The organism is Rummeliibacillus sp. G93 (assembly GCF_023515935.1).
Lineage (GTDB): Bacteria > Bacillota > Bacilli > Bacillales_A > Planococcaceae > Rummeliibacillus > Rummeliibacillus stabekisii.
Genome location: NZ_CP097314.1, coordinates 1,864,689 through 1,888,496, shown reverse-complemented (window position 1 = coordinate 1,888,496; position 23,808 = coordinate 1,864,689). Strand labels below are relative to the sequence as shown.

General features: G+C 35.0%; 26 protein-coding genes and 1 pseudogene. 19 read left to right on the top strand and 8 right to left on the bottom strand.

The genetic code is table 11. From position 1 onward, the window contains the following. Positions 1-6: 6 nt before the first annotated feature. The 7 genes from M2M59_RS09425 to msrB all read left to right on the top strand — a co-directional run bounded on the left by M2M59_RS09425 (position 7) and on the right by msrB (position 4,941). Positions 7-951, top strand: a complete 945-nt coding sequence (locus tag M2M59_RS09425) for a thymidylate synthase (RefSeq protein WP_249774429.1) — start codon at positions 7-9, stop codon at positions 949-951. Between the two features lie 12 nt (positions 952-963). Next, positions 964-1,443, top strand: a complete 480-nt coding sequence (locus M2M59_RS09420) for a dihydrofolate reductase (RefSeq protein WP_150284610.1) — start codon at positions 964-966, stop codon at positions 1,441-1,443. A gap of 223 nt (positions 1,444-1,666) precedes the next feature. After that, entirely contained in the window at positions 1,667-2,506 is an 840-nt protein-coding gene (locus M2M59_RS09415) for a DegV family protein (protein ID WP_066788113.1), read from the top strand. Positions 2,507-2,579: 73 nt separating this feature from the next. Then, complete coding sequence (locus tag M2M59_RS09410; protein WP_249774428.1) at positions 2,580-3,395, top strand: GDSL-type esterase/lipase family protein; 816 nt, start codon at positions 2,580-2,582, stop codon at positions 3,393-3,395. Further along, entirely contained in the window at positions 3,388-3,969 is a 582-nt protein-coding gene (locus tag M2M59_RS09405) for a YpmS family protein (protein WP_066788105.1), read from the top strand. Before M2M59_RS09410 ends, M2M59_RS09405 begins: the two co-directional genes overlap by 8 nt. A gap of 14 nt (positions 3,970-3,983) precedes the next feature. Continuing rightward, the gene (msrA, locus tag M2M59_RS09400; protein WP_066788102.1) at positions 3,984-4,517 is read left to right on the top strand and encodes a peptide-methionine (S)-S-oxide reductase MsrA; all 534 of its coding nucleotides are present in this window, start codon (positions 3,984-3,986) and stop codon (positions 4,515-4,517) included. Further along, entirely contained in the window at positions 4,510-4,941 is a 432-nt protein-coding gene (msrB, locus tag M2M59_RS09395) for a peptide-methionine (R)-S-oxide reductase MsrB (RefSeq protein ID WP_147196855.1), read from the top strand. Before msrA ends, msrB begins: the two co-directional genes overlap by 8 nt. A gap of 52 nt (positions 4,942-4,993) precedes the next feature. Here msrB and M2M59_RS09390 read toward each other — a convergent pair whose 3' ends face one another. Beyond that, positions 4,994-7,957 (bottom strand): EAL domain-containing protein, encoded by a 2,964-nt coding sequence (locus tag M2M59_RS09390; RefSeq protein WP_249774427.1) that lies wholly within the window; start codon positions 7,955-7,957, stop codon positions 4,994-4,996. A gap of 302 nt (positions 7,958-8,259) precedes the next feature. Here M2M59_RS09390 and M2M59_RS09385 point away from each other — a divergent pair, with 302 nt between their 5' ends. The 5 genes from M2M59_RS09385 (at position 8,260) to M2M59_RS09365 (ending at position 11,874) form a co-directional block, all read left to right on the top strand. Beyond that, entirely contained in the window at positions 8,260-8,481 is a 222-nt protein-coding gene (locus M2M59_RS09385) for a YozE family protein (protein ID WP_066791881.1), read from the top strand. Between the two features lie 101 nt (positions 8,482-8,582). Next, complete coding sequence (deoD, locus tag M2M59_RS09380) at positions 8,583-9,287, top strand: purine-nucleoside phosphorylase (RefSeq protein ID WP_066788093.1); 705 nt, start codon at positions 8,583-8,585, stop codon at positions 9,285-9,287. Between the two features lie 1,048 nt (positions 9,288-10,335). Then, positions 10,336-10,716 carry a VOC family protein gene (locus M2M59_RS09375; protein ID WP_249774426.1) on the top strand — a complete coding sequence of 127 codons (381 nt, stop codon included), beginning with the start codon at positions 10,336-10,338 and terminating at the stop codon, positions 10,714-10,716. Positions 10,717-10,920: 204 nt separating this feature from the next. Beyond that, positions 10,921-11,298, top strand: coding sequence for a VOC family protein (locus M2M59_RS09370; RefSeq protein ID WP_249774425.1), 378 nt, complete (start codon positions 10,921-10,923; stop codon positions 11,296-11,298). Positions 11,299-11,523: 225 nt separating this feature from the next. After that, positions 11,524-11,874 carry a YunG family protein gene (locus M2M59_RS09365; protein ID WP_249774424.1) on the top strand — a complete coding sequence of 117 codons (351 nt, stop codon included), beginning with the start codon at positions 11,524-11,526 and terminating at the stop codon, positions 11,872-11,874. 342 nt (positions 11,875-12,216) lie between these two features. Here the strand turns inward: M2M59_RS09365 and M2M59_RS09360 are convergent, their stop codons facing one another. Genes M2M59_RS09360 through M2M59_RS09340 form a run of 5 tightly spaced genes read right to left on the bottom strand, consistent with a single transcriptional unit; the run spans position 12,217 to position 14,521 of the window. Continuing rightward, positions 12,217-12,516 (bottom strand): spore coat protein, encoded by a 300-nt coding sequence (locus M2M59_RS09360; protein ID WP_249774423.1) that lies wholly within the window; start codon positions 12,514-12,516, stop codon positions 12,217-12,219. A 12-nt stretch (positions 12,517-12,528) separates the two neighbouring features. Then, complete coding sequence (locus tag M2M59_RS09355) at positions 12,529-12,726, bottom strand: hypothetical protein (protein WP_249774422.1); 198 nt, start codon at positions 12,724-12,726, stop codon at positions 12,529-12,531. Positions 12,727-12,743: 17 nt separating this feature from the next. After that, complete coding sequence (locus tag M2M59_RS09350; protein WP_249774421.1) at positions 12,744-13,880, bottom strand: zinc-dependent alcohol dehydrogenase; 1,137 nt, start codon at positions 13,878-13,880, stop codon at positions 12,744-12,746. Positions 13,881-13,902: 22 nt separating this feature from the next. After that, positions 13,903-14,265 carry a spore coat protein gene (locus tag M2M59_RS09345; protein WP_249774420.1) on the bottom strand — a complete coding sequence of 121 codons (363 nt, stop codon included), beginning with the start codon at positions 14,263-14,265 and terminating at the stop codon, positions 13,903-13,905. Positions 14,266-14,281: 16 nt separating this feature from the next. Next, complete coding sequence (locus M2M59_RS09340) at positions 14,282-14,521, bottom strand: spore gernimation protein GerQ (protein WP_249774419.1); 240 nt, start codon at positions 14,519-14,521, stop codon at positions 14,282-14,284. A 920-nt stretch (positions 14,522-15,441) separates the two neighbouring features. On the opposite strand from M2M59_RS09340, the gene M2M59_RS09335 reads away from it, so the two are divergent. The 4 genes and pseudogenes from M2M59_RS09335 (at position 15,442) to M2M59_RS09320 (ending at position 17,861) form a co-directional block, all read left to right on the top strand. Continuing rightward, positions 15,442-15,591, top strand: coding sequence for a hypothetical protein (locus M2M59_RS09335; protein ID WP_184117462.1), 150 nt, complete (start codon positions 15,442-15,444; stop codon positions 15,589-15,591). A 135-nt stretch (positions 15,592-15,726) separates the two neighbouring features. Further along, positions 15,727-16,224 (top strand): hypothetical protein, encoded by a 498-nt coding sequence (locus M2M59_RS09330; protein ID WP_249774418.1) that lies wholly within the window; start codon positions 15,727-15,729, stop codon positions 16,222-16,224. 181 nt (positions 16,225-16,405) lie between these two features. Next, entirely contained in the window at positions 16,406-16,843 is a 438-nt protein-coding gene (locus M2M59_RS09325) for a nucleoside 2-deoxyribosyltransferase (RefSeq protein ID WP_147196864.1), read from the top strand. A 325-nt stretch (positions 16,844-17,168) separates the two neighbouring features. Next, positions 17,169-17,861 (top strand): annotated as a pseudogene (locus tag M2M59_RS09320) (aspartate/glutamate racemase family protein). Between the two features lie 441 nt (positions 17,862-18,302). Here M2M59_RS09320 and M2M59_RS09315 read toward each other — a convergent pair. Both M2M59_RS09315 and M2M59_RS09310 read right to left on the bottom strand, forming a co-directional pair. After that, on the bottom strand, positions 18,303-19,097 hold the full coding sequence (locus tag M2M59_RS09315; protein ID WP_249774417.1) for an SDR family NAD(P)-dependent oxidoreductase: 795 nt from the start codon (positions 19,095-19,097) through the stop codon (positions 18,303-18,305). Between the two features lie 156 nt (positions 19,098-19,253). Beyond that, complete coding sequence (locus tag M2M59_RS09310) at positions 19,254-20,099, bottom strand: aldo/keto reductase (RefSeq protein WP_249774416.1); 846 nt, start codon at positions 20,097-20,099, stop codon at positions 19,254-19,256. Between the two features lie 617 nt (positions 20,100-20,716). On the opposite strand from M2M59_RS09310, the gene M2M59_RS09305 reads away from it, so the two are divergent. The 3 genes from M2M59_RS09305 (at position 20,717) to M2M59_RS09295 (ending at position 23,794) form a co-directional block, all read left to right on the top strand. Further along, the gene (locus tag M2M59_RS09305; RefSeq protein ID WP_190323429.1) at positions 20,717-21,121 is read left to right on the top strand and encodes a DUF2512 family protein; all 405 of its coding nucleotides are present in this window, start codon (positions 20,717-20,719) and stop codon (positions 21,119-21,121) included. 121 nt (positions 21,122-21,242) lie between these two features. After that, complete coding sequence (locus M2M59_RS09300; protein ID WP_305882078.1) at positions 21,243-22,742, top strand: lmo1851 family serine protease; 1,500 nt, start codon at positions 21,243-21,245, stop codon at positions 22,740-22,742. Between the two features lie 152 nt (positions 22,743-22,894). Next, positions 22,895-23,794, top strand: coding sequence for a CobW family GTP-binding protein (locus M2M59_RS09295; protein ID WP_249774415.1), 900 nt, complete (start codon positions 22,895-22,897; stop codon positions 23,792-23,794). Positions 23,795-23,808 lie beyond the last annotated feature (14 nt).

The window sequence follows — 23,808 nt, the reverse complement described above, 5'->3', positions numbered from 1 at the left end:
TACTTAATGAAACAATACCAAGACCTTTGCCGCCATATTCTAGAAAATGGAATTGAAAAGGGTGACCGTACGGGGACTGGCACAATTAGTGTGTTTGGCTATCAAATGAGATATGATTTGCAAGAGGGTTTCCCCTTAATGACAACTAAGAAAACCTCTTTCCGATTAATTGCAACCGAGTTGTTATGGTTTTTAAAAGGTGATACGAATGTACGTACACTAATCGAAGAAAACAATCATATTTGGGATGAATGGGCTTTTGAAAAATGGATTAAAAGTGATGCATATGAGGGGCCAGATATGACAGACTTTGGGCATCGTGTATTAACAGATGAGACGTTTAAAAAACAATATGAAGAACAGATGGCCATTTTTCAACAGAGAATATTAGAAGATGAAGCATTTGCAAAGGAATTCGGCGATCTTGGTCCCGTTTATGGCAAACAGTGGCGCTCGTGGCCTGACGGTATGGGTGGTACGATAGACCAAATACAAAATGTTATTGAATCTATTAAGAAGAATCCTGATTCCAGACGGCATATTGTAACAGCTTGGAATCCTGCAGAAGTAGAGGACATGGCGCTGCCTCCATGCCATTCATTCTTTCAATTTTACGTAGCGGAAGGTAAACTCTCTTGCCAGCTATATCAACGAAGTGCAGATGTTTTTCTAGGTGTTCCTTTCAACATTGCTTCGTATGCACTTCTTACCCATTTAATCGCTAAAGAATGTGGTCTAGAAGCTGGGGATTTTGTTCATACGCTGGGTGATGCTCATTTATATAAAAACCACTTGAATCAAGTGAAGGAGCAACTTTCTCGCAAACCCAAGACATTGCCAAAGCTTGTTATTAAAACGGACAAGAATTCAATTTTTGATTATGAAACCAAAGATTTGGCTATAGAAGGATATGACCCTTACCCGCGCATAGCAGCGCCTATTTCTGTCTAAGGAGATGAGTTTATGATTTCATTAATTGTAGCGCATGATGAAAATCGAGTGATTGGTTATCAAAATAAAATTCCTTGGTATTTGCCAGAGGATCTTGCATTTTTCAAAAAAACAACAATGGGTAAACCAATGATTATGGGGCGTAAAACATTCGAATCTATCGGCAAGCCATTGCCTGGAAGAACAAGTATTGTCGTGACAAGAGATCCATTATATCAAGTAGAAGGAGCAACGGTGGTCCATTCTTTTGAAGAAGCTTTGAAAGAAGCGGAAAAAGAAAACAAAGAAATTATGGTAATCGGTGGAGAGCAATTATTTAAAATGGCACTTCCAGTTGCAGATATCTTGTATATAACGAAAATACAACATGCCTTTAAAGGGGATACATACTTCCCGGTCTATGGTGATGAATGGAAGAAAGCTTCTGAGTCAGAGATACATGAAACAGAAGACCATATCAAATATTCTTATATTGTCTATAAAAAATCATAACCTAAAATAACGTAGAATATCTATAGTGGATATGGGTAATCATTTAATTATGGTGTTATTAAACTTTCAAGGTATCTCTGCATATTGTATAGATAAATACTTCACAAAAAGTTCTTATTCTCCCCCAAACAATTGACAAATGTCACATGTTTGAACAGCTGTAGACGGGTAAAATAAAGTATAAATACTTAAAACAGTGGATGGAATAAAAGGAAGTGTCATTATGGGACGAATTCAAATTGTAACAGATTCGACTGGAGAATTAACTAAAAGTGAAATTGAACTATACAACATTCATGTGGTACCGCTATCAATTCAAATAAATAATGAAACATATATAGATGGTGTTAATTTAAATCCGATTGAATTTTTAGAAAAAATGGCAGAGTCTACTGAATTGCCTAAAAGCTCTCAGCCAGCAGTAGGGGTGTTTAAAGAGTTATTTGATGAGATTGGGAAGAATGGCGATGAAGTATTAGTTATTACTATGACAGGAAGTATGAGCGGCACCGTGAAATCTGCGGAAGCTGCAGCTACCATGACTGATACAAATGTAGTCGTTGTTGATTCTCGATTTACTTCATTTGGGCTTGGCTTTCAGGTGTTAGAAGCAGCACAGATGGCTAAAGAAGGCAAAAGCATGGATGAGATTTTACAAAGAATCGACTATGTGCGAGAACATACCCACCTTTTTGTTGTAGTAGATACACTAGAAAACCTGGTTAAGGGCGGACGTATCGGAAAAGGGATGGGCATGATCGGTTCTTTATTAAACATTAAACCGATTGCCAACTTAGAGACAGGCGACTATAATCCTGTAGCAAAAGTGCGAAGTCATAAACAAGTAGTCAAATATCTAACCAATCAATACATCCAAGACACAGAGGGACGTGTTGTTCGAGGTGTTGGCATTGCACATGCGAATGGTTTAGAGATGGCAAACCCTCTAAAAACTAGGATTGAAGAGACAGGCTATCATGATGTAAAATTTGGCTATACGTCGCCAATTATTAGTACACATACAGGGCCAGGTGCAATTGGCTTTTCTTACTATACTGATTAATTTAGGCGGCAGGGAAGTTCCCTGCCTTCTTTCATTTTGAGCGACAGAGCCGATGTGAAAGGAGGGCAAAATAATGAAAAAGTGGATAGTTTATTTGCTGTCTGTTGTAATGCTCGCTGGCTGTGAAACACAGGACGCCGTGCATAATATAAAAGAAGAAACCAAAAAAATATTGGTGACACAAATGTTTAAACCCAAGGATGTCCAGTACGTAGCACTCGGGGATTCGCTAACCCAGGGAGTAGGCGATGAAGCGGAAAATGAAGGATATGTGGGCCGTTTAAAAACCGATATGGAAACATGGCAAGGCGTAAAATCTGTGACAATCCACAATGAGGCTAAAAAAGGTAGAAGAAGCGATCAACTCATTGACCAATTACAATCTGGCAAGCTTGACGATACACTGAGAAAAGCTAATATAATCACGTTGACTATTGGCGGCAATGATTTAATGAAGATTGTACGTGAACATATCACAGAATTAAAAAAGAAAGACTTTGATAAAGGAAGACCCAAATTTCAGCAGCGTTATGAGACCATAATGCAAATGATTAGGGAACGTAATCCCATAGCTCCTATCATCTTGATCGGTGTATATAATCCGTTGACGATCTTTACCAAAGAAGAGTCGGAAATGAACACGATCATGGATGAATGGAATTCTGATATTAGAGGCTTTGCGGAGAATGATCCATATGCTGTTTTTGTAAATGTAGAGGATTTATTTGATACAAACGCGAATTTGGTTTATCATACTGATTTCTTTCATCCCAATGCTAGAGGGTATGATCAAATGACTGCTCGCATTATCGAAACACTTGAAGAAGAAAATCTAAAAAAACTATCACAAGGACAATTTGATTTTCAGGAGGATAGTATAGATGAATAAATGGAAAATAGCCTTTCTATTGCTCTTTACACTTGTGATTGTAGCTATTGTATCATTCTTCTATTTAATTACAAGACCGATTGATACAACACCTAATCCAACTGTTAAGCAATTACCCAATGGCAGTCATTTAGAAGTACAAACGACCAAAAAAGATTTTGAAAATATGGCAAATCGATTGATTGAAAGTTCGATGAAAACGTCTAAAATTCCAGTCACAATGGAAGTTGATCAAGATGTCACATTAAACAGTACATTGACCGTATTTGAAATGGAATTGCCTATTACCATGACGTTTGAACCTTCATTAGAAGAGGGTAATTTACTCTTGAAACAAAAAACTGTTGAAGTCGGCATGCTTGATATACCGCCAAATACAGCTCTCAAACTATTGAAGGACTCCGTTGATTTGCCTAGCTGGATGGTCATTCAGCCGAAAGAAGAACAAATTTATTTTAATCTTACTGATATTGATATCCCTCTTGGTGAAAACTTAATAGGGCATGTACAAGCAAAAGAATTCAATTTAGATAAGAATCGCATTATACTTGATGTAATCATTCCTACTAAATAGGGAGGGCGTAATATATGTCAACATCTATTGCAACATTTGCAGGAGGCTGTTTCTGGTGTATGGTAAAACCATTTGATGAACAGTCAGGTATTGAATCCGTCATATCAGGCTATACAGGAGGTTATGTTGAAAACCCAAGCTATGAACAGGTATGCACAGATTTAACTGGTCACTATGAAGCAGTACAAATTACATTTGATCCAGAAGTTTATCCATATGAAAAGTTAGTTGAAACATTCTGGACCCTTATCGATCCAACCGATGCAGGCGGCCAGTTTCATGATCGAGGCAAATCCTATATGACAGCGATATTTTATCATGATGAAGATCAAAAGAGAATTGCAGAAGAGTCTAGAAAGAGACTAGAGGAATCAGGGAAATTTAATAAACCCATTGCGACGAAAATATTAGAAGCTAAAAAGTTCTATCCAGCCGAGGATTATCATCAACATTATTATAAAAAAAACCCGACTCATTACGAGCTTTATTCCATTGGGTCAGGAAGAACAGCATTTCAACAGCAAAATTGGGGGTCTCATAATGAATAAAGAGGACAAATTGAAAGAGTTAACACCGCTGCAATACCATGTTACTCAAGAAAGAGGGACAGAAGCTCCTTTCACAAATGAATATGATGAGCATTTTGAAGAAGGGATTTATGTAGACATTGTTTCTGGAGAACCGCTCTTTACGTCGAAAGACAAGTATAACTCTGGGTGTGGTTGGCCTGCATTTACTAAACCTATCAAAGAGGAACAAGTTTCCGAACATAAAGATACAAGCTTTGGTATGCAGCGTGTAGAAGTACGTAGTAAAGAGGGGGATTCTCATCTTGGTCACGTATTCCCAGATGGGCCACAAGAAACAGGTGGACTTCGTTATTGCATTAACTCAGCAGCTCTTCGTTTCATCCCTAAAGAAGATTTAGCTTCTGAAGGCTATAGCGAATATGAAAAGCTGTTTGATTTATAAAAACAATAAAAGAAGGCAACAGCGCAATACAGCGTTGTTGCCTTTTTGGGTATTACTTATAAATAGAAAAGTATTCTACCGGGTTTGTGTAGATAAAATCTGTGTCTGGGATCTGTTTACTGGATTCATTTAATTTGTTTAATAGATGTATCGTAGAAGCAAGAGATGTTTCATCCTCTTCCTCTAGTAGAAATGCAACACCGTATGCAAAAAGAGAACCCTTCACTTCATTTTGCCATTTGAGTACTCCATTTAAAATGAACTTTTTGTTTAAAAGACTAAAACAAAATTGATATTTCATCTGGGGTTGTATGGCCAAATTCATCGAAGAGATAATTTTCATACCGCCAAAGCTGATATTTTCGATGAGAATCTTGTTTGTACCTACTTCGACTTTTTCGTTTTGCATTTCTATTAAGGTCATATCTGCTTGAACGTAAGTAGGTAATTGAAAACGTATAAATGCACGCCGTTCTTGGTCAATTATAGTGAGTTTATAGGCACTACTAGGAGAAAGAGAGCCAGTTTTTAGAATTTGATAGAAATCTTTTTTTTGTAGAGGCTTTGAAAAAAGATAACCCTGTATATAATGGCAGCCATTATGGAGTAAGAATTGTAACTGTTCATATTCTTCCACACCTTCAGCCACAACAGTCATTCCCAGCTCTTTCGCTAAATGGATAATCGAAAGTATGATGCCTTTATCCACACTACCCTCACTGGTTATATGCCGTGTGAAAATTTGATCAATCTTGATAATATCCGGTTTAAAAGTCCGAATTGACATAAGGGAAGAATAACCTGTCCCAAAGTCATCTATTGCTATTTTAATCCCTAAATCTCTTAATTGTTGAAGTGAAGACAACACATTTTTCTCATTCTGCAGAAGAGTACTTTCAGTGATTTCTAATTCGATAAATGTTGCTGAAATATCATATCGAGTAAGTAGAGTTTTTACATATTCGGCTAACCCTTTTTTCATAAAGCGTGTTGGTGAGATATTAATAGCAATTGGTTTTAAATCAATTCCCTCGTCTTTCCAGTTTTTAAGCTGGGCGCATACTTTTTCAATCACCCAATCTGTAATAGCATTTATGAGGTGGTTTTCTTCCGCCAAAGGTATAAACTCACCGGGCGAAACATATCCCCATTCAGGATGATTCCAACGCAATAGTGCTTCCGCTCCGTATATAGCACCACTGATCGGTTCAACTTGAGGCTGATAAAAAATTTCAAATTCCTCATTGTTAATCGCTTTCCGCATATCTTGATCTAAATTATATTTTTTATAAGAATGGATACTGTCTGTATATGAATATACTTGATAGTTTGCTTTACCTTGCCGTTTTGCATGATATAATGCTGAGTGCGCATTTTCCAGTAATGTTTGCTTATCCGTACCATCTATACCATAAAAGCTAATGCCAATACTTGTTGATAGATGCATTTCAAATTCCTGTATGGTTAATGGTTTTCTACTTACAGTAATAAGCATTTCAGCTAATGAGTATACCTCTTCCTTATCTTGGATTTTCCAAAGTAATACGATAAAATCATTGCTATTGAGCCTTCCGAAATAACTGTTTGGAGGCATTAGTTTACTAAAACGATTTGCAAGAGTTTTCAACGCTTCATCACCGATATGATAGCCTAAAGAATCATTTATTATATTTAGCCGGTCAATATCCAAATAAAGCAAAGCAAATGGGTGTTTTCTGTTACATAAGCTTTCCATCACTTCGTAGATACTATGCTGATTTGGTAAATTTGTAATAGCATCATAACGTGCCAAATGGTTGATTTTCTCTTCTAGAAACTTTTCATGGGTGATATCAGTTACAAATCCAAAAAGAATTGTTGCATCTCCCTTTTCATTCGTGGTGGGGATTGTTTGCTCGAACAGCCATTTAACATCACCTGCACCATCAATTAATCGATAGGTAAACTTTGCACTTTCTCCTTTCGCGCTTTTCTCTAAGTAAGGACCGATTTCATGGTGATGACAAGGGTGGACCATATTTCTCCAGATATCTTTATCTGTATATAAAGTTTCTAACGGAATTTTTAGGATATCTTCCATTCCTTTGGAGGAAAAAATCATTTTTCCCGTTTCTGCATCCCTCATCCAAATGCCAGCTGTTAGATTGTCAAAAATAAAGGCATAACGTGCTATAGTATCCTTCAGTTCCGATTCTAGCAGTTTCTCTGCTGTCTCATCTTTAATGACGCCATTTAGTTTATAAGGAATTCCATTCTTCCATAGGACGACTGCTTTCACTTTTATGTAGCGGAGATTGCCCGTTAAGCCATGATAAATACGAAATTCAGTTGTGTAATCTTTCCCTCTAATAGCCTTTTGCACTTGATCATAAATTAATCTATAATCATCTGGATGAACTAATTTAAAGGGTTCTTCCATTTTCATGCTGGGTGTTTGTGGCAATCCAAAGAGTTTAAAAAAGTGCTTTGAGCATTTAAGGCGGTCTTCAGCTATCCAATATTCAAAACTTCCAATTTCGGCTATTTGCTGAGCGTTGTTTAAATGCTTTTGGCTGGAAAGTAAGGTGTCTTTTAATTTCACTTGTTCAGTCATATCACTCATCACTAAATAGACAGCCTCTACCTTCTCTTCGTAAATTAATGGGATAAATGTAAATAAGACATGAAGCGTCCCGTATTTATAATTAGTAACTTCGATCTCATATCGTTGGGTATTGCCTGAGACAGCATGTAAAAATGCTGTATGTATAGTTCTGTATGATTTCTTTGCAATAGATTCAAAATCTTGTATTTCATTTATTTCCTCACCCAAGATATGGAAAGTTTCTTTATTCTGTATAATTACCTTCCCACTGGACGAAAGAATTAGAAAAGTATCTGGATGGTTTTCTGCTAGTGATGAAAGCATATTTAATAGAGCAAAAGTGATTGGACTTTCTTCTTGAGAAAAAGGGTTACTATTAGGTATTAACGATGAGTTTAAATGAATTAAATTTTCGAAATTTTTATCTGCCAATTCAATCACTTCCTTCTATTTTTTATTAAATATATAAAATAGTTGATAATTATGAATTATAAGTGCAAAGAACTAGAAAGTGAATAGGTTTAAAGGCTAAAAAAAGATATTTTTCATGCTGTATTAGTAAAAATGGCATTGCTAGCATGATATGATAGACTAGTGAAAGTAGATTCCCTTATTTCCTTAATTAGAAACGCAAAGTGTATTACTTTGCACTTGAAAATTCAACTTTCTGTGTAAATTAGAGGCGAACGGGTACAATTATGTTAAATATTCTTACTGAAACGGAGGGGAATCAAGTGAAACCTTCATTTTACCAATATGTATTAACATTTAGAGGAGGAAAAAATGATCCAAAGGCAGACTTTGCGGAAGCAGCATTTGATGATCATAGTTTTCCTAAAGCAGAGGAGGATTTCTCCGCTCTGTCGAAATATATAGAGGAAAACGATAATGACCAATTAAAAGCCACAGTTTTTGATGAGTTATGGCAATTATATGAAGAAAAATTTTCAGAATAATATTTGTCAGATGTCAGACGTTCTTGCTACAATAAGGGTGTATGTATTATAAATATTGATTATAATAAATGTGTTATAGTCAAAAGAAAAGGGGATACAAAATGAGTATTCATATTAATGCCAAACAAGGCGATATTGCAGAGATCGTATTACTTCCAGGAGATCCACTTCGTGCAAAATATATTGCAGAAACTTTCTTAGAAGATGTTACTCAATACAACGAAGTTCGTAATATGTTCGGCTATACAGGTACATATAAAGGCAAACGTGTTTCTGTACAAGGTACAGGCATGGGCGTACCTTCCATTTCAATTTACACAACAGAGTTAATGCAAGAGTACGGATGTCAAAAACTGATCCGTGTTGGTACTTGCGGCGCTCTAAAACGCGATGTAAAGGTTCGTGATGTGATTCTTGCTCAATCTGCTACTACAGACTCTAAAATGAATGAAATTATCTTTAAAGGCATTGATTATGCGCCAACAGCTGATTTCGATTTATTAAAAAAAGCTTACAAAGCAGGAGAAGAAGCAGGTTTACACTTGCGTGTCGGTAACGTTTATACTGCTGACCTTTTCTACGGAGAAGACAATCAAAACGAAAAATTAGCAGATTATGGCGTATTGGCAGTCGAAATGGAAACAGCTGCACTTTACACACTAGCTGCTAAATTCAACCGTCAAGCACTATCTGTTCTTACAGTATCTGACCACCTTCTAACAGGTGAAGCTACTTCATCTGAGGAACGTCAAACTACTTTCAATGACATGATGGTAGTTGCTCTTGAAGCAGCTATTCAAGATTAGTTGATATATCAACGTTTTAAGGTGCAATAAAGTTAAATCAAATAAAGCAGGCGACCAAAAAACGACCATTTATTAGGATGTCGTTTAGCGAGTCGCTTGCTTTTTCTTTGCCTTTTGCGAAGTGATAAAGGTATATTATGCTCGTTTAATTTCGGTATAGCCATGTTCTTCTTGTATATTCTTTCATAAAGATTAATAACAGTGTCTTATTAACCGCTTTTTGAATCAGTATATGAATGGAGCCTTAAAGTACTGTCACAAGTTAGTTTGCTAACTTTATAATAAACAAAGTCCTCACTTATTTATTGCATTGAAAAAGAAAAAATCCATTACCGAAGTTACAAGTTTCTTTCCTCCATCCAATTTGTATTTCTTGAGCTGGATAGTGGTAAGGTGGGAAATAAGGATTTTGGTAATAGACTGTTGTATTAGGTACAACTAGATTTCATGCAAAAAACTCCTATCTATTGTTATTTAATCGTTGTTCGCTCACTATAGTGAAATGAATACCCATATCACAATCAAGGATTTAGTCAAGGATCCTTGATTTCGTTAAGATTATTGCCGTTTGGTATCCGATGTATTCCCCTCGAAAGTCTTTTTTTCTGATATGCTATGCATACGGATGACGGTCTTTGATTTATAAAAATCTTTAATCAAGACCATGAACTCTCTGGCATTCTTGATAATCAAAGGGTGGTATTAAATCAAAAATTGTTTGCATGGCATGAAGATCTCTCTTTTAGCTCTTCTAGAAGATTTCTATTCATTTACATCTTTAGACGGATCTTCTCCAAAAGATTTAGAACTTCCTTCCATAAGTAAATGACATAAGCTATTCGATCGCGATTAGTTATGTTAGGACCTTTTCCATGTAAAGATAGAACATGGTGAATAAAACAATCCCCCCGCATTAATCAGAATATAATCCATTTTCTCTTTATATTCTTCAGGTAACAGAAAAAAATATCTTTCATTCTCTTTTAAAAGGAGATTTTCGTGTCAATATGGAAATCTATATATCAACTAAAAGGAGAATAGATAAATTATGATTAAGCCAAAGATTGATAATTCTGTTACTGTGTTACTAGTATCTAATTTTCAAGAATCTAAACATTATTATGAAAATGCATTAGGATGCGAAGTAAATGAACAATGGGCAGTTCGAGATGATTTCGGATTAGGTTTCAAATTAGTAGAAGCTATGAATTCAGAAGATATCCGTCCTAATAAAGGTATTTGGAATTCCTATTCATATGTAAAAAATCATGATGTTTTGGATGCACTATATGAAGAGTTCAAAACGAACGGTGCAATTATTGTGTCACAACCTCAATTGATAGAATATGACTGGGGTTCTTGGAAAGATTTTTCCGTCAAGGATTTGGATGGTTATATTTTGGGATTTGGTTCAGGTCAAAAAAGTTAATACTAGTGGTGTTATCTTTATTGTTAAATAAGCTATAAATGTAAGATTAATCTCTTGTTCTGTAGTATTGAGTAGAGGAAAGGAAGGGTTTGCAAAAGAAAACTACTATATCAACATGTAGGTGTGTTAGCGAACCCTAACAAATATAGAGAAAGGTTAAATTGTATATTCTAAAGAAAATTGAATTTGAAAGGAGAATATTTTATGGAAACTAATATGATTCAAAAAGTGGGACAAGTCGGGATACCTGTTAAAGATTTAGATAAAGCAATTCATTTTTATAAAGACATACTTGGTCTTTCTCTTTTATTTAAAACTGATAGCATGGCTTTTTTTGAATGTAACGGTCTGCGACTTCTGTTAAGCCTCCCAGAAAAAGAGGAATTCACTAACTCAAGTTCAGTTATTTATTTTCAAGTTGAAAATATTAATAAGATTTATGGGTATTTAGTAGGTGAAAATGTTACTTTTATCGATGAACCACATGTTGTATCGAGAATAGGGCACACAGAAACATGGATGGCATTTTTTAAAGATACAGAAAATAATACTCATGCTTTAATCTGTGAATTACAAATTTAATAAAAGCATGGTCTAAAATTGGCGATTTTTTTGGTATTACCTGACCAAACAAGGATAAGGAATTGAGATAGATTCACTTCACCAAGACAGAAGAAGCAAGATAATTCGCTAATATAAGATTTGGGAATTTGTAATTAGGATATTACATGGCAAATCAACAGTATGTAAAAGTCTATACAAAGGGAAAGAAATCTAAATTAAAGGAATGAAAGGGTGCAGTTCAAAATGGAGAATAAAACATATAAAACTAAAGAAATATTGGATGTTTTGTTTAAAACATGGTCTTTAGAATCCAGTTCAAAATGGAATAAGGAAAATCCTGCACTCGGACAATGCGGCGTAACAGCATTAGTAGTAAATGATATATTAGGTGGAGAAATAAATAAAACTAAGTTGCCTGGTGGATGGCATTTTTATAATATTATTAATGGAAAGCGATATGATTTTACTGATTCTCAGTTTATAGAAGAAATCATATATAGGGATATTCCTTCAAATAGAGAAGAAGCATCTAAAGATACTAATGAAAAACAGTATAATTATTTAAAACATAATGTTTTGTTTAATTTAAGTTAATAAAATATACAGGATGTTATTATAAAAATCTGCAACATCCTATTTTAAAAAAGCATTAGACTATCTGCATTTTTTTATTTTAGTTTGGATCTGACCTTGGTGCTTGTGGTATTGGAAATGAGAGGGTATATGAAGTGTATATCCTAGTGCAATAGAGCATCTTCGTTATTTTGATATTGCACCCTTTGTGGATCACTTCATGTACCGCTTACCTTTAAGTGTATAAAAAAATGACTGCAGGGAAAATCAACTTTCGTCGACTTTGTCTACAGTCTGATAGCCACCTTTAGGTTAAATCTCTTTTATGTTAATTATAAAAAATATACATTATTTGATGTATATTTATAGAGTGGGTAAGTTAATTACGGTTTCAATATTTTGTAGATTTAATTCGGTTTGCTTGTCACGATCCCATGCTTGGTACCAGCCTTTTTCCATTACATAATTTAAAATTATTTCATGCATATCAAGAGATTCCTCTAAATGACGAATAAGGGTAGCTTTAATCTCTGGCGTTCCTGACTCAGTAATGGCCATGGCATAATTTCTTATGCCACTCTTAGCTGAATTGAGTAAATCCATTGCTACTACTTGTTCAGTCAGAGCATCCATGCCAGTTAACTTTTTTATTATAGTATTCATGTCTTTCAACTCCTAATTAGGCTTTGCTTTAGATAGGATGGAAGCAAACTCCTGTAATTGTCTAGTGGAAGTATCAACGTCTTGTTGCAATATTTTTTTTAGTCCTTCATCAGAAACTAGGCCTTTCATTGTTTTGGACTTAGTTAAACAAAGGGTTTTATATGTGGCGATTTCTTGTACCTCAAGGACTTCATGTAATGCATAATCCACTTTATAAACCTCCTTTATTAGGGTTTGAGAAGGACCTTAATACAATTATCAGTCCTTCTGTCAAAGATTTCATAACCACGTTTAGCATCACTCAATGGCAGTACATGGCTCACAACATCGCTTGGATCGATTTTTCCTGTAGAAACTAACTCAAACATATATGGCATATAGTGGATAACTGGAGCTTGTCCTGAGCGAATATTCACATTACGTTGAAAAATATCCCCTAGTGGGAAACCATTGTACCTTCCTCCATATACACCTGTAACTTGAATGGTTCCACCTTTTTTTACTGCTTGGGAAGCAATGATAAATGCGCTCATAGTGCCACCTTGAAGCTTTAATCCGCTCGCAAGGAACTCTAAATCGCTCATTTTCCCATCCATGCCCACTGCGTCAATAACAACATCGGCTCCACCCTTAGTCATTTCTAAAAGATGCATTCCAACATTTTCGTATTGTTCAAAATTTACGACTTCTACGTTATTTGTACGTTTAGCATGTTGCAAGCGGTAATCAATATAATCTACAGCTATTACACGCTTTGCTCCTTTAAGCCAACAAAACTTTTGAGCAAAAAGACCAACTGGACCACAGCCAAGTACAATTACAGTATCCCCGTTTTTAACACCTGCATTGTCTACGGACCAGTAACCCGTAGTCATTGCATCAGCGATAACGCTTAATTTTTCATCAGGTTCTTCACATTTTTCCGGAATTTTAAAGTGGGTGAAGTTGGCAAAGGGCACTCGTAAATATTCGGCTTGGCCACCAGGGTAGCCGCCAGTTGTACCAGAGTATCCGAAATAAGCTCCCATTTCTCCATTATCATTGGAATTATCGCATTGGCTTTCAAGTTGATTTTTACAATAGACACATTCACCGCAGGCAATATTAAAAGGAATAATGACTCTGTCTCCCTTTTTTACCTTAGTTACTCCAGGTCCTACCTCTTCAACAATTCCCATTGGTTCATGCCCGATTACATAATCCTTTTGCAAATTAGGAATCATTCCATGAATTAAATGCAAATCAGAGCCACAAATTGCTGTGCTTGTTACTTTAATAATCATGTCATCTGGCTTTTCAATCCGAGGATCTGGAACTTCTTTCACTTCCACATTCTTAATTCCTTGATAAGTTACTGCTTTCATCTAGAACCTCCTAAGTTTATTGTTAATCGGGTGTTCGATCAAACATACCTTTTCTATTCGTTTCACCTGGGAACAGTTTCATGTTGCCAACCATTATGGTATTTTTAGCTGATAGCTGGTCGAGTTGATACTGTTCATTCAATTCATAAGGATGAAACCATTTTTTATTAATCATCAGCTCCGTTATTTCCTGATGCATAGCAATCCCTTGCAATAGTTGTTTACGTAAAAGTGCTCTAAGATTAGGTGAAGCGGTCTCGGTTAAGGCTACGGCCGTATTCCGAACACCTTCTTTTGCACGAAGTAAAAAATCCATAGCAAAAGTTGTATCTGCTAGTTCGGGTATGTTCATAGAGTTTCTTGGGTCTAAGTGATCATTATTCAAATTGGCTACCTACCTTTCAGTTAACGATTGGAGTGGGACGATTTTGAGGGACAGGTGTTTGAAATGGTGCAAGTTCATAGATTGTCTTTAACTCAGTAAGAGCTTGTATGGATTGTTCCACATCCTTTTGCATTAAAGCCTTCAGTTCTTGATCAAATACCAGCCCTTGCATTAACTTTGACTTCGCTAAACAGAGTGTTTTAAAGTTAATGGCTTCATGTAAATCCAACGACTCATGCGGTGCTAATTTTTTCATCCAGTTTAACCTCCTTTTTAGGTACATTGATATTTTTCCAGTTGAAATTTTATTTATACATGGATATTTTCATGGTGGAATCGAGCATAGAAGCAAAATGGCATTATATTATTAAATATTCCTAAGGATTTATAGTAAGCCGAGTCCGTTTTGAACTAACACTTACAGTACTTGGACGCTTGCCACTTAAACCATTACGCAAGAAGTATACGTTTTCTTAATCACTGTCAGCCGCGCGTTTAAGAAACTGGTTGAGTTAAAAATTATTAGCAAAGGAAATAAATTGAAGCTTAACGGATTCAAAGGGGCGTACGTTTATCTCAAAATGGCATATCGAGAGGAAGCGACTGAAGCCAATGAGGATAAGGTTAAAAGGTAATGAGGAAGAAGGTAGTATTAAATCTTTTAATATTCTTTACCATCCATCTTAGATACTTCTGTTATTTTTGCTTTTAAATCTCCACCAGGAGTTGTGTCGTTTTCTTTCTTTGGTTTAACTTTCAGACTTGCATAATAGATTAAATATGAAAATGGCCGCAAAAATAAAGAAAAAAACAGGTGACTAAGCGACTAAAAAAGCGACCAAGTCGTGAAATTTAGATAAATTTATTGATTTTAACTGCAATTTAAAGATACTATATATACAAATAAACTCAGTTAAATCAAAAATTTTATTAATCGTTAAACATAATATAGGTCACTCCAACTAACGGATGATAGCTGCTTTTGAAATGGCAATTCATGACTAGTTGTGTCTTATTTTAAAGCAGTGACCATAAGTGACGTTTAAAATATAGTTATGATTGGCCATTTTTTGGGTTTAATTTTCATTAAATAATTGGAAGGTTTACTTCGTTAAAAAAGAAAATTATGTTTGTTGAATATATTCTCTTTAAAGACAAAGAAAGTAGGTGAGCAAAGTGGGGAAATATCAACTGGATACCAAAGGTCAGGTAGCTGTTACTAAGTATCACGAAAAAAATAAACCTGCCAAATTTGATAAAAAGCAGCAACTTGAAAAAATACGTGCGGAGTATTTGAAAAAGAAGCAACAACAAACTGAAAAATAATGCGAATGAAAACATAGGAGTCTACAATCTTCCTATGTTTTTGTTTTTTGATAACGCAAAAAATCCCCATAAATTTCAGCATTAGAATAAAGATAATATTTTTGGAAAGGATTTTTACATACTTCTGAAACTATTGTGTCTAAATTACGTAGATATAGTAATTATTTGTTGATAGGAGCGCTTATTATTTTATCTTATTATTTTTTATGTGGTTTAGGTGCATTTTTAGTAATAGTTTCATTGTCTTATTTTGTCCTTATGTATAGCCTTAGAGAATTTGAATGGACAATTTTAAAATTTTTTGGACTCTTTCTAATTGGTATTTTTCTCTTATGGATTACTATTCCAAGTTTAAAATCTGTATTAACGAGGGATTTTGAAGTTCTTAAAGGAAAATGTACTGTAGAAATCACATCATCAACATTTGGAAGACACACTAATGATACAACCATCAATGTGCTTGATACAGATGAACAATTTGAGTTTCAAGGGATTCCTGATCTTGATGCTTATGGCACATCCATACCTTTTTATTGTAAGGTTACGGTGACCAAAGACCACATGTGGGGAATGAAATATAAAATTTATGATTTAAAAACGAGAAAATTATTGGAATCTCGCTTAGGTGAGTAAGGATTTTTTTACTAATATATTATACATATAGATAATAAATTAATGCAGATAAGGCAAAGGGCGAGTGTTTTCAATACGGCCCAAATCTTAATTTAATGATTTTACTTGATATTTAATGATAATATTTAAGGAATAAACTTTATTAAAAAGTTAATCGTTGTTTGAAAATAGGAGGAACAAAATGGCTAAAATTTATCTTGCAAGTCCATTCTTTGATGTAGATGGTAGAGAGGAAATTGTACATGTAGAAAAAGCAGAACAGGTATTGAGGGCATTAGGGCACACGGTCTTCTCACCAAGAGAAAGTCAATTACCTGAATTCGAATTTGGTTCTTTTGAATGGAGAACATTCGTATTTAAAAACGATATGGAACACATTAAATGGGCGGATATGATATTTGGGATTATCGGAGAAAACTATGATGATACCGGTACAGCATGGGAATTAGGCTATGCTTATGCTATGGGTAAACCTGTTCTACTGTTTAATCCAAAAGGAGAAATCATTAATTTGATGATTACTGATAGTTTACATGCTTATTTTGAAGATTGGAATGAAGTTGAAAGTTATGATTTTGACACTCTTCCAAGTAAACCTTATTTAAAAGAAGTGAAATAAAGTAGGTGAGGGCTAATGCCCTTACCTTTTTTTATTGTGAATGAACTTGCTGTTAAATATTTCAATACAATGTATAAGAATTAATTTTCTATAATAAAAATAGTTTCTAATTATTTAAGGAAGAGATATAGGACCGGGAAATACAAGAAAACTTTAATGATTTCTAAATGCCTATCGTATATGAAAAAAGGATCTATGAGTAAGATTATCACAGACATTTCTAACAGTGCTTTACTACAAGAAGGAAATGGTTCTTAAAATATAGAATTTAAAGAATATAGGATGTTAGTCCTACACATACAATCTATAAGGAGGGATTAGTGCATTGAAAACAATAGGATTAATTGGCGGTATGAGTTGGGAATCATCAAATGAATATTACCGTTGAATAAATGAAGAAATAAAGAATAAATTAGGTGGATTACATTCAGCCAAATGTATTTTATATAGCGTTGACTTTGAAGAGATTGAACGTTATCAAGCAAGTGGAGATTGGGAAAGTGCCGGACACACTTTGGGGGATGTGGCATTCTCTTTAGAAAAGGCAGGAGCAGATTTTATTGTTATTTGCACAAACACAATGCATAAGGTAATAAATTATATTGAAGAAAAAATAAATATACCAATTCTACATATTGCTGATGCAACAGCAAATGAAATAAAGAAAAATAAATTGAATTCAGTAGGATTACTTGGAACTAAATATACAATGATCCAAGACTTTTACAAATCAAGAATTGAAGACAATGATATAAAGGTATTAATTCCAGTTTATGAGGATATAGATCTTATAAATAAAGTGATTTATGAAGAATTATGTTTAGGGAAAATCAATCATGCGTCAAAAGAATATTTTAAAAAAGTTATCAAGAATTTAATTGATAGAGGAGCCGAAGGAATTATATTAGGATGTACAGAGATTGGATTATTAATAAAAGAAGAGGATTCCGAAGTTCCAATATTTGATACAACAGTAATTCATGCTTTTGAATCAGTTAATAAGGCAATTGGAAAATAAAAATTTCTTCTTTATCTCATCGAATATCTTGAAAGTAGGGTGGAAAAGGTGCAAAAAGAATATAGCCATTAGAAAAATCAGATAAATCAATAGAATAAAACATAAATTGGTGATTTTCAGTTGCTTATCAATAGTGTAGGGGCCTCTCCAGACATATATGCACTAATTGCTAGTATTCTTAATCTTCATATATATTACAAGGAATTTCTTAATGTACATTATGGTAAAATTTGCCGGCGAATTTCACAATCTTCATTCTATTTTGGGTAATATATTTGGAATGGAAACACTTATAATACATCTGCTTGGTGCTTCTTTCGATGCGGTCATAACTCTAATATTTTTATTTTTCAATACAAAATCAAGAAACTTATATACCCCATAGGATTGCTCCTATAGGGTATATTTTTTAAAACTTAATCGGTTTATTGATACATATTTTTAAAACACACTACGAACTAACCCACCGTCTATTCGCAAGGCAGAGCCATTAATGGCTGAGGCTAGGGGACTGCTTAAGAAAGTGACAAGATGGGCAATTTCTTCTGGTCGGATTAATCTTTGAATGATAGAGGTTGGACGATTTTCTTTCATGAATCGAGTTTCCGCTTCTTCCATTGTCAAATTTTCGTTAGGATAAAGCGTGTTTAACATTGTTTCTACTCCTTCAGTTAGAGTAGAGCCCGGCATAACCGTATTAACTGTCACGCTCGTTCCTTTCGTTAGCTCAGCTAAACTGCGAGAGAGTGAGAGCTGCATTGTTTTCGTTGCACTATAATGAGCCATTTCAAGAGATGGCATGATCGCTGCTTCACTGGCAATAAAGATGACTCTTCCTGCTTTCTTTTGAATCATTTGATTTAAGTACCAACGGGTAAGTCGAACACCACTCATGATATTCGTTTCAAAGAATTTAAACCATTCTTCATCAGAGATATCAAAGTATTCGGCAGGTTCAAAAATTCCCAGGTTATTAATAAGGATATCTATTTCCGCATAATCCTCAATCATTTTTTGGCAGCCTTGTTCTGTTCCTAAATCAGCTACTGCTGAATGAAGAATTGCATCTGGATATTTTGATTTAATTTCTTCAATAGTTTCATTCACTTTTTCTTCACGACGTCCATTAATCAGTACAGTAGCACCTTCTTCTACTAGCGACATAGCGATCGCTTTCCCAATGCCTGAAGTAGATCCTGTAACTAATGCCGTTTTTCCTTTTAAATTCAGTTGCATGTAGTTCCCTCCCAGATTGTTTTCTTAGACATTAACTTATCTTTTATAGAATAAATTTTGTTTAAATTTTTCTTCGTATGGAACACTCCACATACTTTAAATACCTTAGAAAAAAGATATAGACGAATAGTAACGTCTATATCTCCTTATTTCTTATTAAAAGTCAAAGTTGTCCGGATCTGGACCAACGCGATGATCTTGATTCAAGCTATCAATTTGTTCCATATCTTCAGCTGTTAGCTCAAAATCAAATATTGATGCATTTTCAACAATACGATGTTCTTTAGTCGATTTTGGAATTGTCACGATGCCATTTTGCAAGTCCCAACGTAGAATAATTTGTGCAATAGATTTATCATATTTATTGGCAATTTCCTTAAGCTCTGGGTTATCCAATAATTGACCTTGCATCAATGGAGACCAGGCTTCCAGTTGAATACCATGTTCTTGACAGAATGACTTAAGATCTTTTTGAGTCAATCGTGGGTGGCATTCCACTTGGTTGATCATCGGTTTAACCTCTGCATCCTTCATTAAATCTTCAAGGTGATGAATTTGGAAATTACTCATCCCAATTGCTTTAACTCGTCCATCTTTGTAAAGAGTTTCTAAAGCTCTCCATGCATCTTTATATTTACCTTCTACAGGCCAATGAATCAAATATAGGTCTAGATAATCCAATCCGAGTTTTTTAAGGCTCGTTTCGTACGCTGCTAAAGTAGATTCATACCCTAAATCGTCGTTCCAAACTTTCGATGTTACAAATAATTCTTCTCTAGATATGCCGGCTTCTTTAAGTCCTTCACGGATTCCTTGGCCAACTCCTTCTTCATTACCATAAATAGCTGCAGTATCAATGCTGCGGTAACCATGTTTAATGGCTGTTTTAACAGCATTAACTAAATCTGGCCCTTCCTCTACTTTAAATACGCCTAGACCAAACCATGGCATTTTTAAGCCGTTATGCAAAGTTGTTGTATCTTGTAAGTTTTTCGCTACCATAAATAAACCTCCTGATTGTTATAAACTGAAATGGACTTAATTATATTTTCGTCATACAGGAACCAACTCTATCTTGTCAAATAACGTTTATTTATCCTGTTTAAAAGTGAAGAAATGTGATATTAACACTTATATCTCTTCCCTTTAAATCAGAAAAAACACCTTATTATGCCACATATTGAATGTTTCAAATATGTTTTCAAAAGAGCATTTATAGAACCTGTACGAACTAATAGTATTACCAACAATAAAGTTAACCATTACTCAAAATGTTCGATTGTCCCACATGATTTGAACGTCAAGATGATCAATAACGAATTGTTAATGGTTAAAGCTTGCTGTACAAAAGCTATTATGAAATATATTCACCATAAAGAAAAGTACGTACTTATAAGTGCTATAGATACTTACAAGTTCCAAAGGTACATTTTAGTGCCTATAGATTAGTTCATGATGTAAGAAGTAGCGTTTGACAGAAAATTTTAGGCTATGCGAGTAAATCAAATGGAGTAATACGTATATCATCACCCAAAAAATTCATACTAACCCATGATTGATCTAATCAATCAACTCATTTAATCATTTATATGTTGTGTCATGCGAAAGGGGATAGAATGATGAAATATGTGAGTGCATTCATACTAAAGCTAATTATGACTGCAGCAATACTATTAATCATTAATACAGGCATTTATGGAGGAGATGTTTCTACGACTCTCTGGATTAGCCTTGTCCTTGCCATTTTTGCTTTTGTTTTGGGAGACATTCTTATCTTCACCGTCTTTAGTAAGCGCTATGCCTATGTAATGGGCAATACTATTGCCACCTTTTCGGATGCTGTTTTAGCATTCGTCATTATTTATTTCATGGGTTCAGCTTTATATGTAGAGACTGTGGATATTCTTGCCGCATCATTGTTATCCTCTATTGTGCTTGGGGTAGGAGAATGGTTATTCCACAAGTATATGGAAACAAAGGTGCTTGAACCAAAACCAGTGAGTTGCAATGTATCTTTTGATTAAGTGATGTGAAAAGACTGCCAAGGAATTTTTGGCAGTCTTTTTCTTTTCGTTCGCTTTAATTCCTGCTATTATGATAGAAGGTGTGTTTTATACACTCTTAGATTGAAAGTGGTGAACGAATATGGATGATAAAACGAAGCAAGAACAAGAACAAAATGAACCACAATCAGAACAAGATACTAATCATGGGAAAGTCACAGGAAAATACATACGTATGAAGCCATTTGCTTTCATCATGATGATCATGGTTTTGGTTCTTGGTACATCAGGTATAACGATTTTTGCGTTAACAGTTGGCGAAGATAAAGTAGTGGAAGTTCGCACACCAGCACATGGCGAATTTCAAAAGTTGTTTAATGCATACGATGAGCTATCAAAAGGTTATTACAAGAAAATTGATACAGACAAGCTAGTAAACGGTGCAGTAGACGGAATGATCAGCGCATTAGGAGATCCATATTCTGACTATATGAATAAAAAGGAAGCTTCAGCGTTTAATGAAAGCATTTCTTCTAGTTTCCAAGGCATAGGTGCTGAGGTGCAAGAGAAGGATGGCCATATTGTGGTCGTATCACCGATTAAAAACTCGCCTGCAGAGAAATCAGGCATCAAAACGAACGATATTATTAAAAAAGTAGATGGCAAATCTATTGATGGAATGACAGCATCACAAGCCGTATTATTAATTCGCGGTAAGAAGGGGACAGAGGTTACACTTGAAATCCAGCGTGGAAGTTCTAGTAAGCTAACCACTTTTAAAATTACTCGTGCAGACATTCCGGTGGAAACTGTATATGCTGAAATGATGAAAAATAAAATTGCTCATATTCAAATCACAAGCTTCTCAGATGGTACTTATAAAGAGTTGCTTAGTGCATTAGATGATATGGAAGAAAAAGGTATGAAAGGGTTGGTTCTGGATGTTCGTCAAAATCCAGGTGGCTTGGTTGAATCAGTAGAGAATATTGCAAATCTATTTGTTCCAAAAGGACAACCAATCGTACAATTCGAAGACCGTTCAGGCAATAAACAAGTCTATAAAGCAGAAGATGGCCGTAAGGTAAAAGTGCCAACAACTGTTCTTATCGATGGAGGAAGTGCATCAGCTTCTGAAATCTTAGCAGGAGCATTAAATGAGTCCTCCCATATCAAATTAGTAGGTGAAACTTCATTTGGTAAAGGGACGATGCAAACCGCTGAGAATCTACCGGACGGATCTAATCTTAAATTCACAATGGCGAAATGGTTAACACCAAAAGGTAACTGGATTCATGAAAGGGGCATAAAGCCTAATGTAAAAGTGAACTATCCAAGCTATGCATCACTTCCTTATTTGGACCCTGATAAAACCTTCAAGGAAGGTGCATTATCTGATAGCGTTAAAGTTGCTGAAAAATTACTTCAAGCTGCAGGTTATAACCCTGGTAAAATTGATGGTTTATACGATGCCTCAACGAAGTTAGCGGTGGAACAATTCCAGAAAGACAACAAGTTGAAGGAAACAGGTATTCTGAAAGGCGATACAACGTACGCATTAATGAATAAAATTCGCTTGAAAATCAAAAAAGAAGATCCACAGCTGAAAAAAGCAGCAAGCATTGTAAAAGCTGAAATGAAATAGATTAGTTAAGGAGCTGGCATTCATTTGTCAGCTCTTTTTTGAAAAGACTCTATCACTATATTTAGTGAAGATACATTTACGAACTGTTTGTCCCTTTTTGGAGGGAAATACATTCTCTGCTGAAAGAGCAGTTAAATAGAAGGAGATTTAAAATGAAAGATGTATATTTATTCAGCGGTTTCTTAGGAAGCGGCAAAACAACCTTATTAATGGATACCATTCGCCAATTGAAAGAACAGAATTTAAAACCAGCCATTATCATGAATGAGCTAGGGGCTTTAAATTTTGATTCACAAGCAATCGAGGAAAATATACCTTTAAAAGAAATGCTAAATGGATGCATTTGTTGTACAGGTGCCGAAAAAACGGAGGCACAAATTCAATCACTGTTAGCAGATTCTGAGTTTGATGTGCTTATTATAGAAACCACTGGAGCGGCTCATCCAGTAGAAGCATTAGATGCAGTCTATTCACCGCTATTTGCAAATGAGTTAAATATTAAAGGTATTGTCACTGTCGCTGATAGTAAACGTTGGTTGGAAAGAGAAGGTATGTCAATCCAAACACGTTCCTTATTTTTAGAGCAGATTCGCCATGCACATTTGATTTTGGCAAATAAGATGGATTTACTGACAGAATCAGAAAGGGCAAAAGTTACTTTTGAGATGCAGAATATTAATTCACATGCGCTGATCGTTCAAACAACCAATGCCTCTCTACCGATTAAGTATCTTCAAAGATTACAAGCTACAGCTAGGCCGGCTTCTATTCAACAAGCAACCATTGGGGAGCATTTGCATTTAGGTTCTCGTCTTGTTACTTTCAATTCTGAGGAAAGTTTTACACAAGAAAAATTTGAAGAATGGATTAAAACGCTTCCTAATTCTGTTTATCGAATGAAGGGCTTTGTACCAATCGAGGGAATTAGAAATCCTATGCTGTTTCAGTATGCATATGGATTAACACAATGGCTTCCTGAGTATGTGAAAATGGAACCAAATCTAGTGATTATCGGAGAAAATGTGAATGAATTAGACCTGCCTAAAGCCTAAAATATTGAGATGTC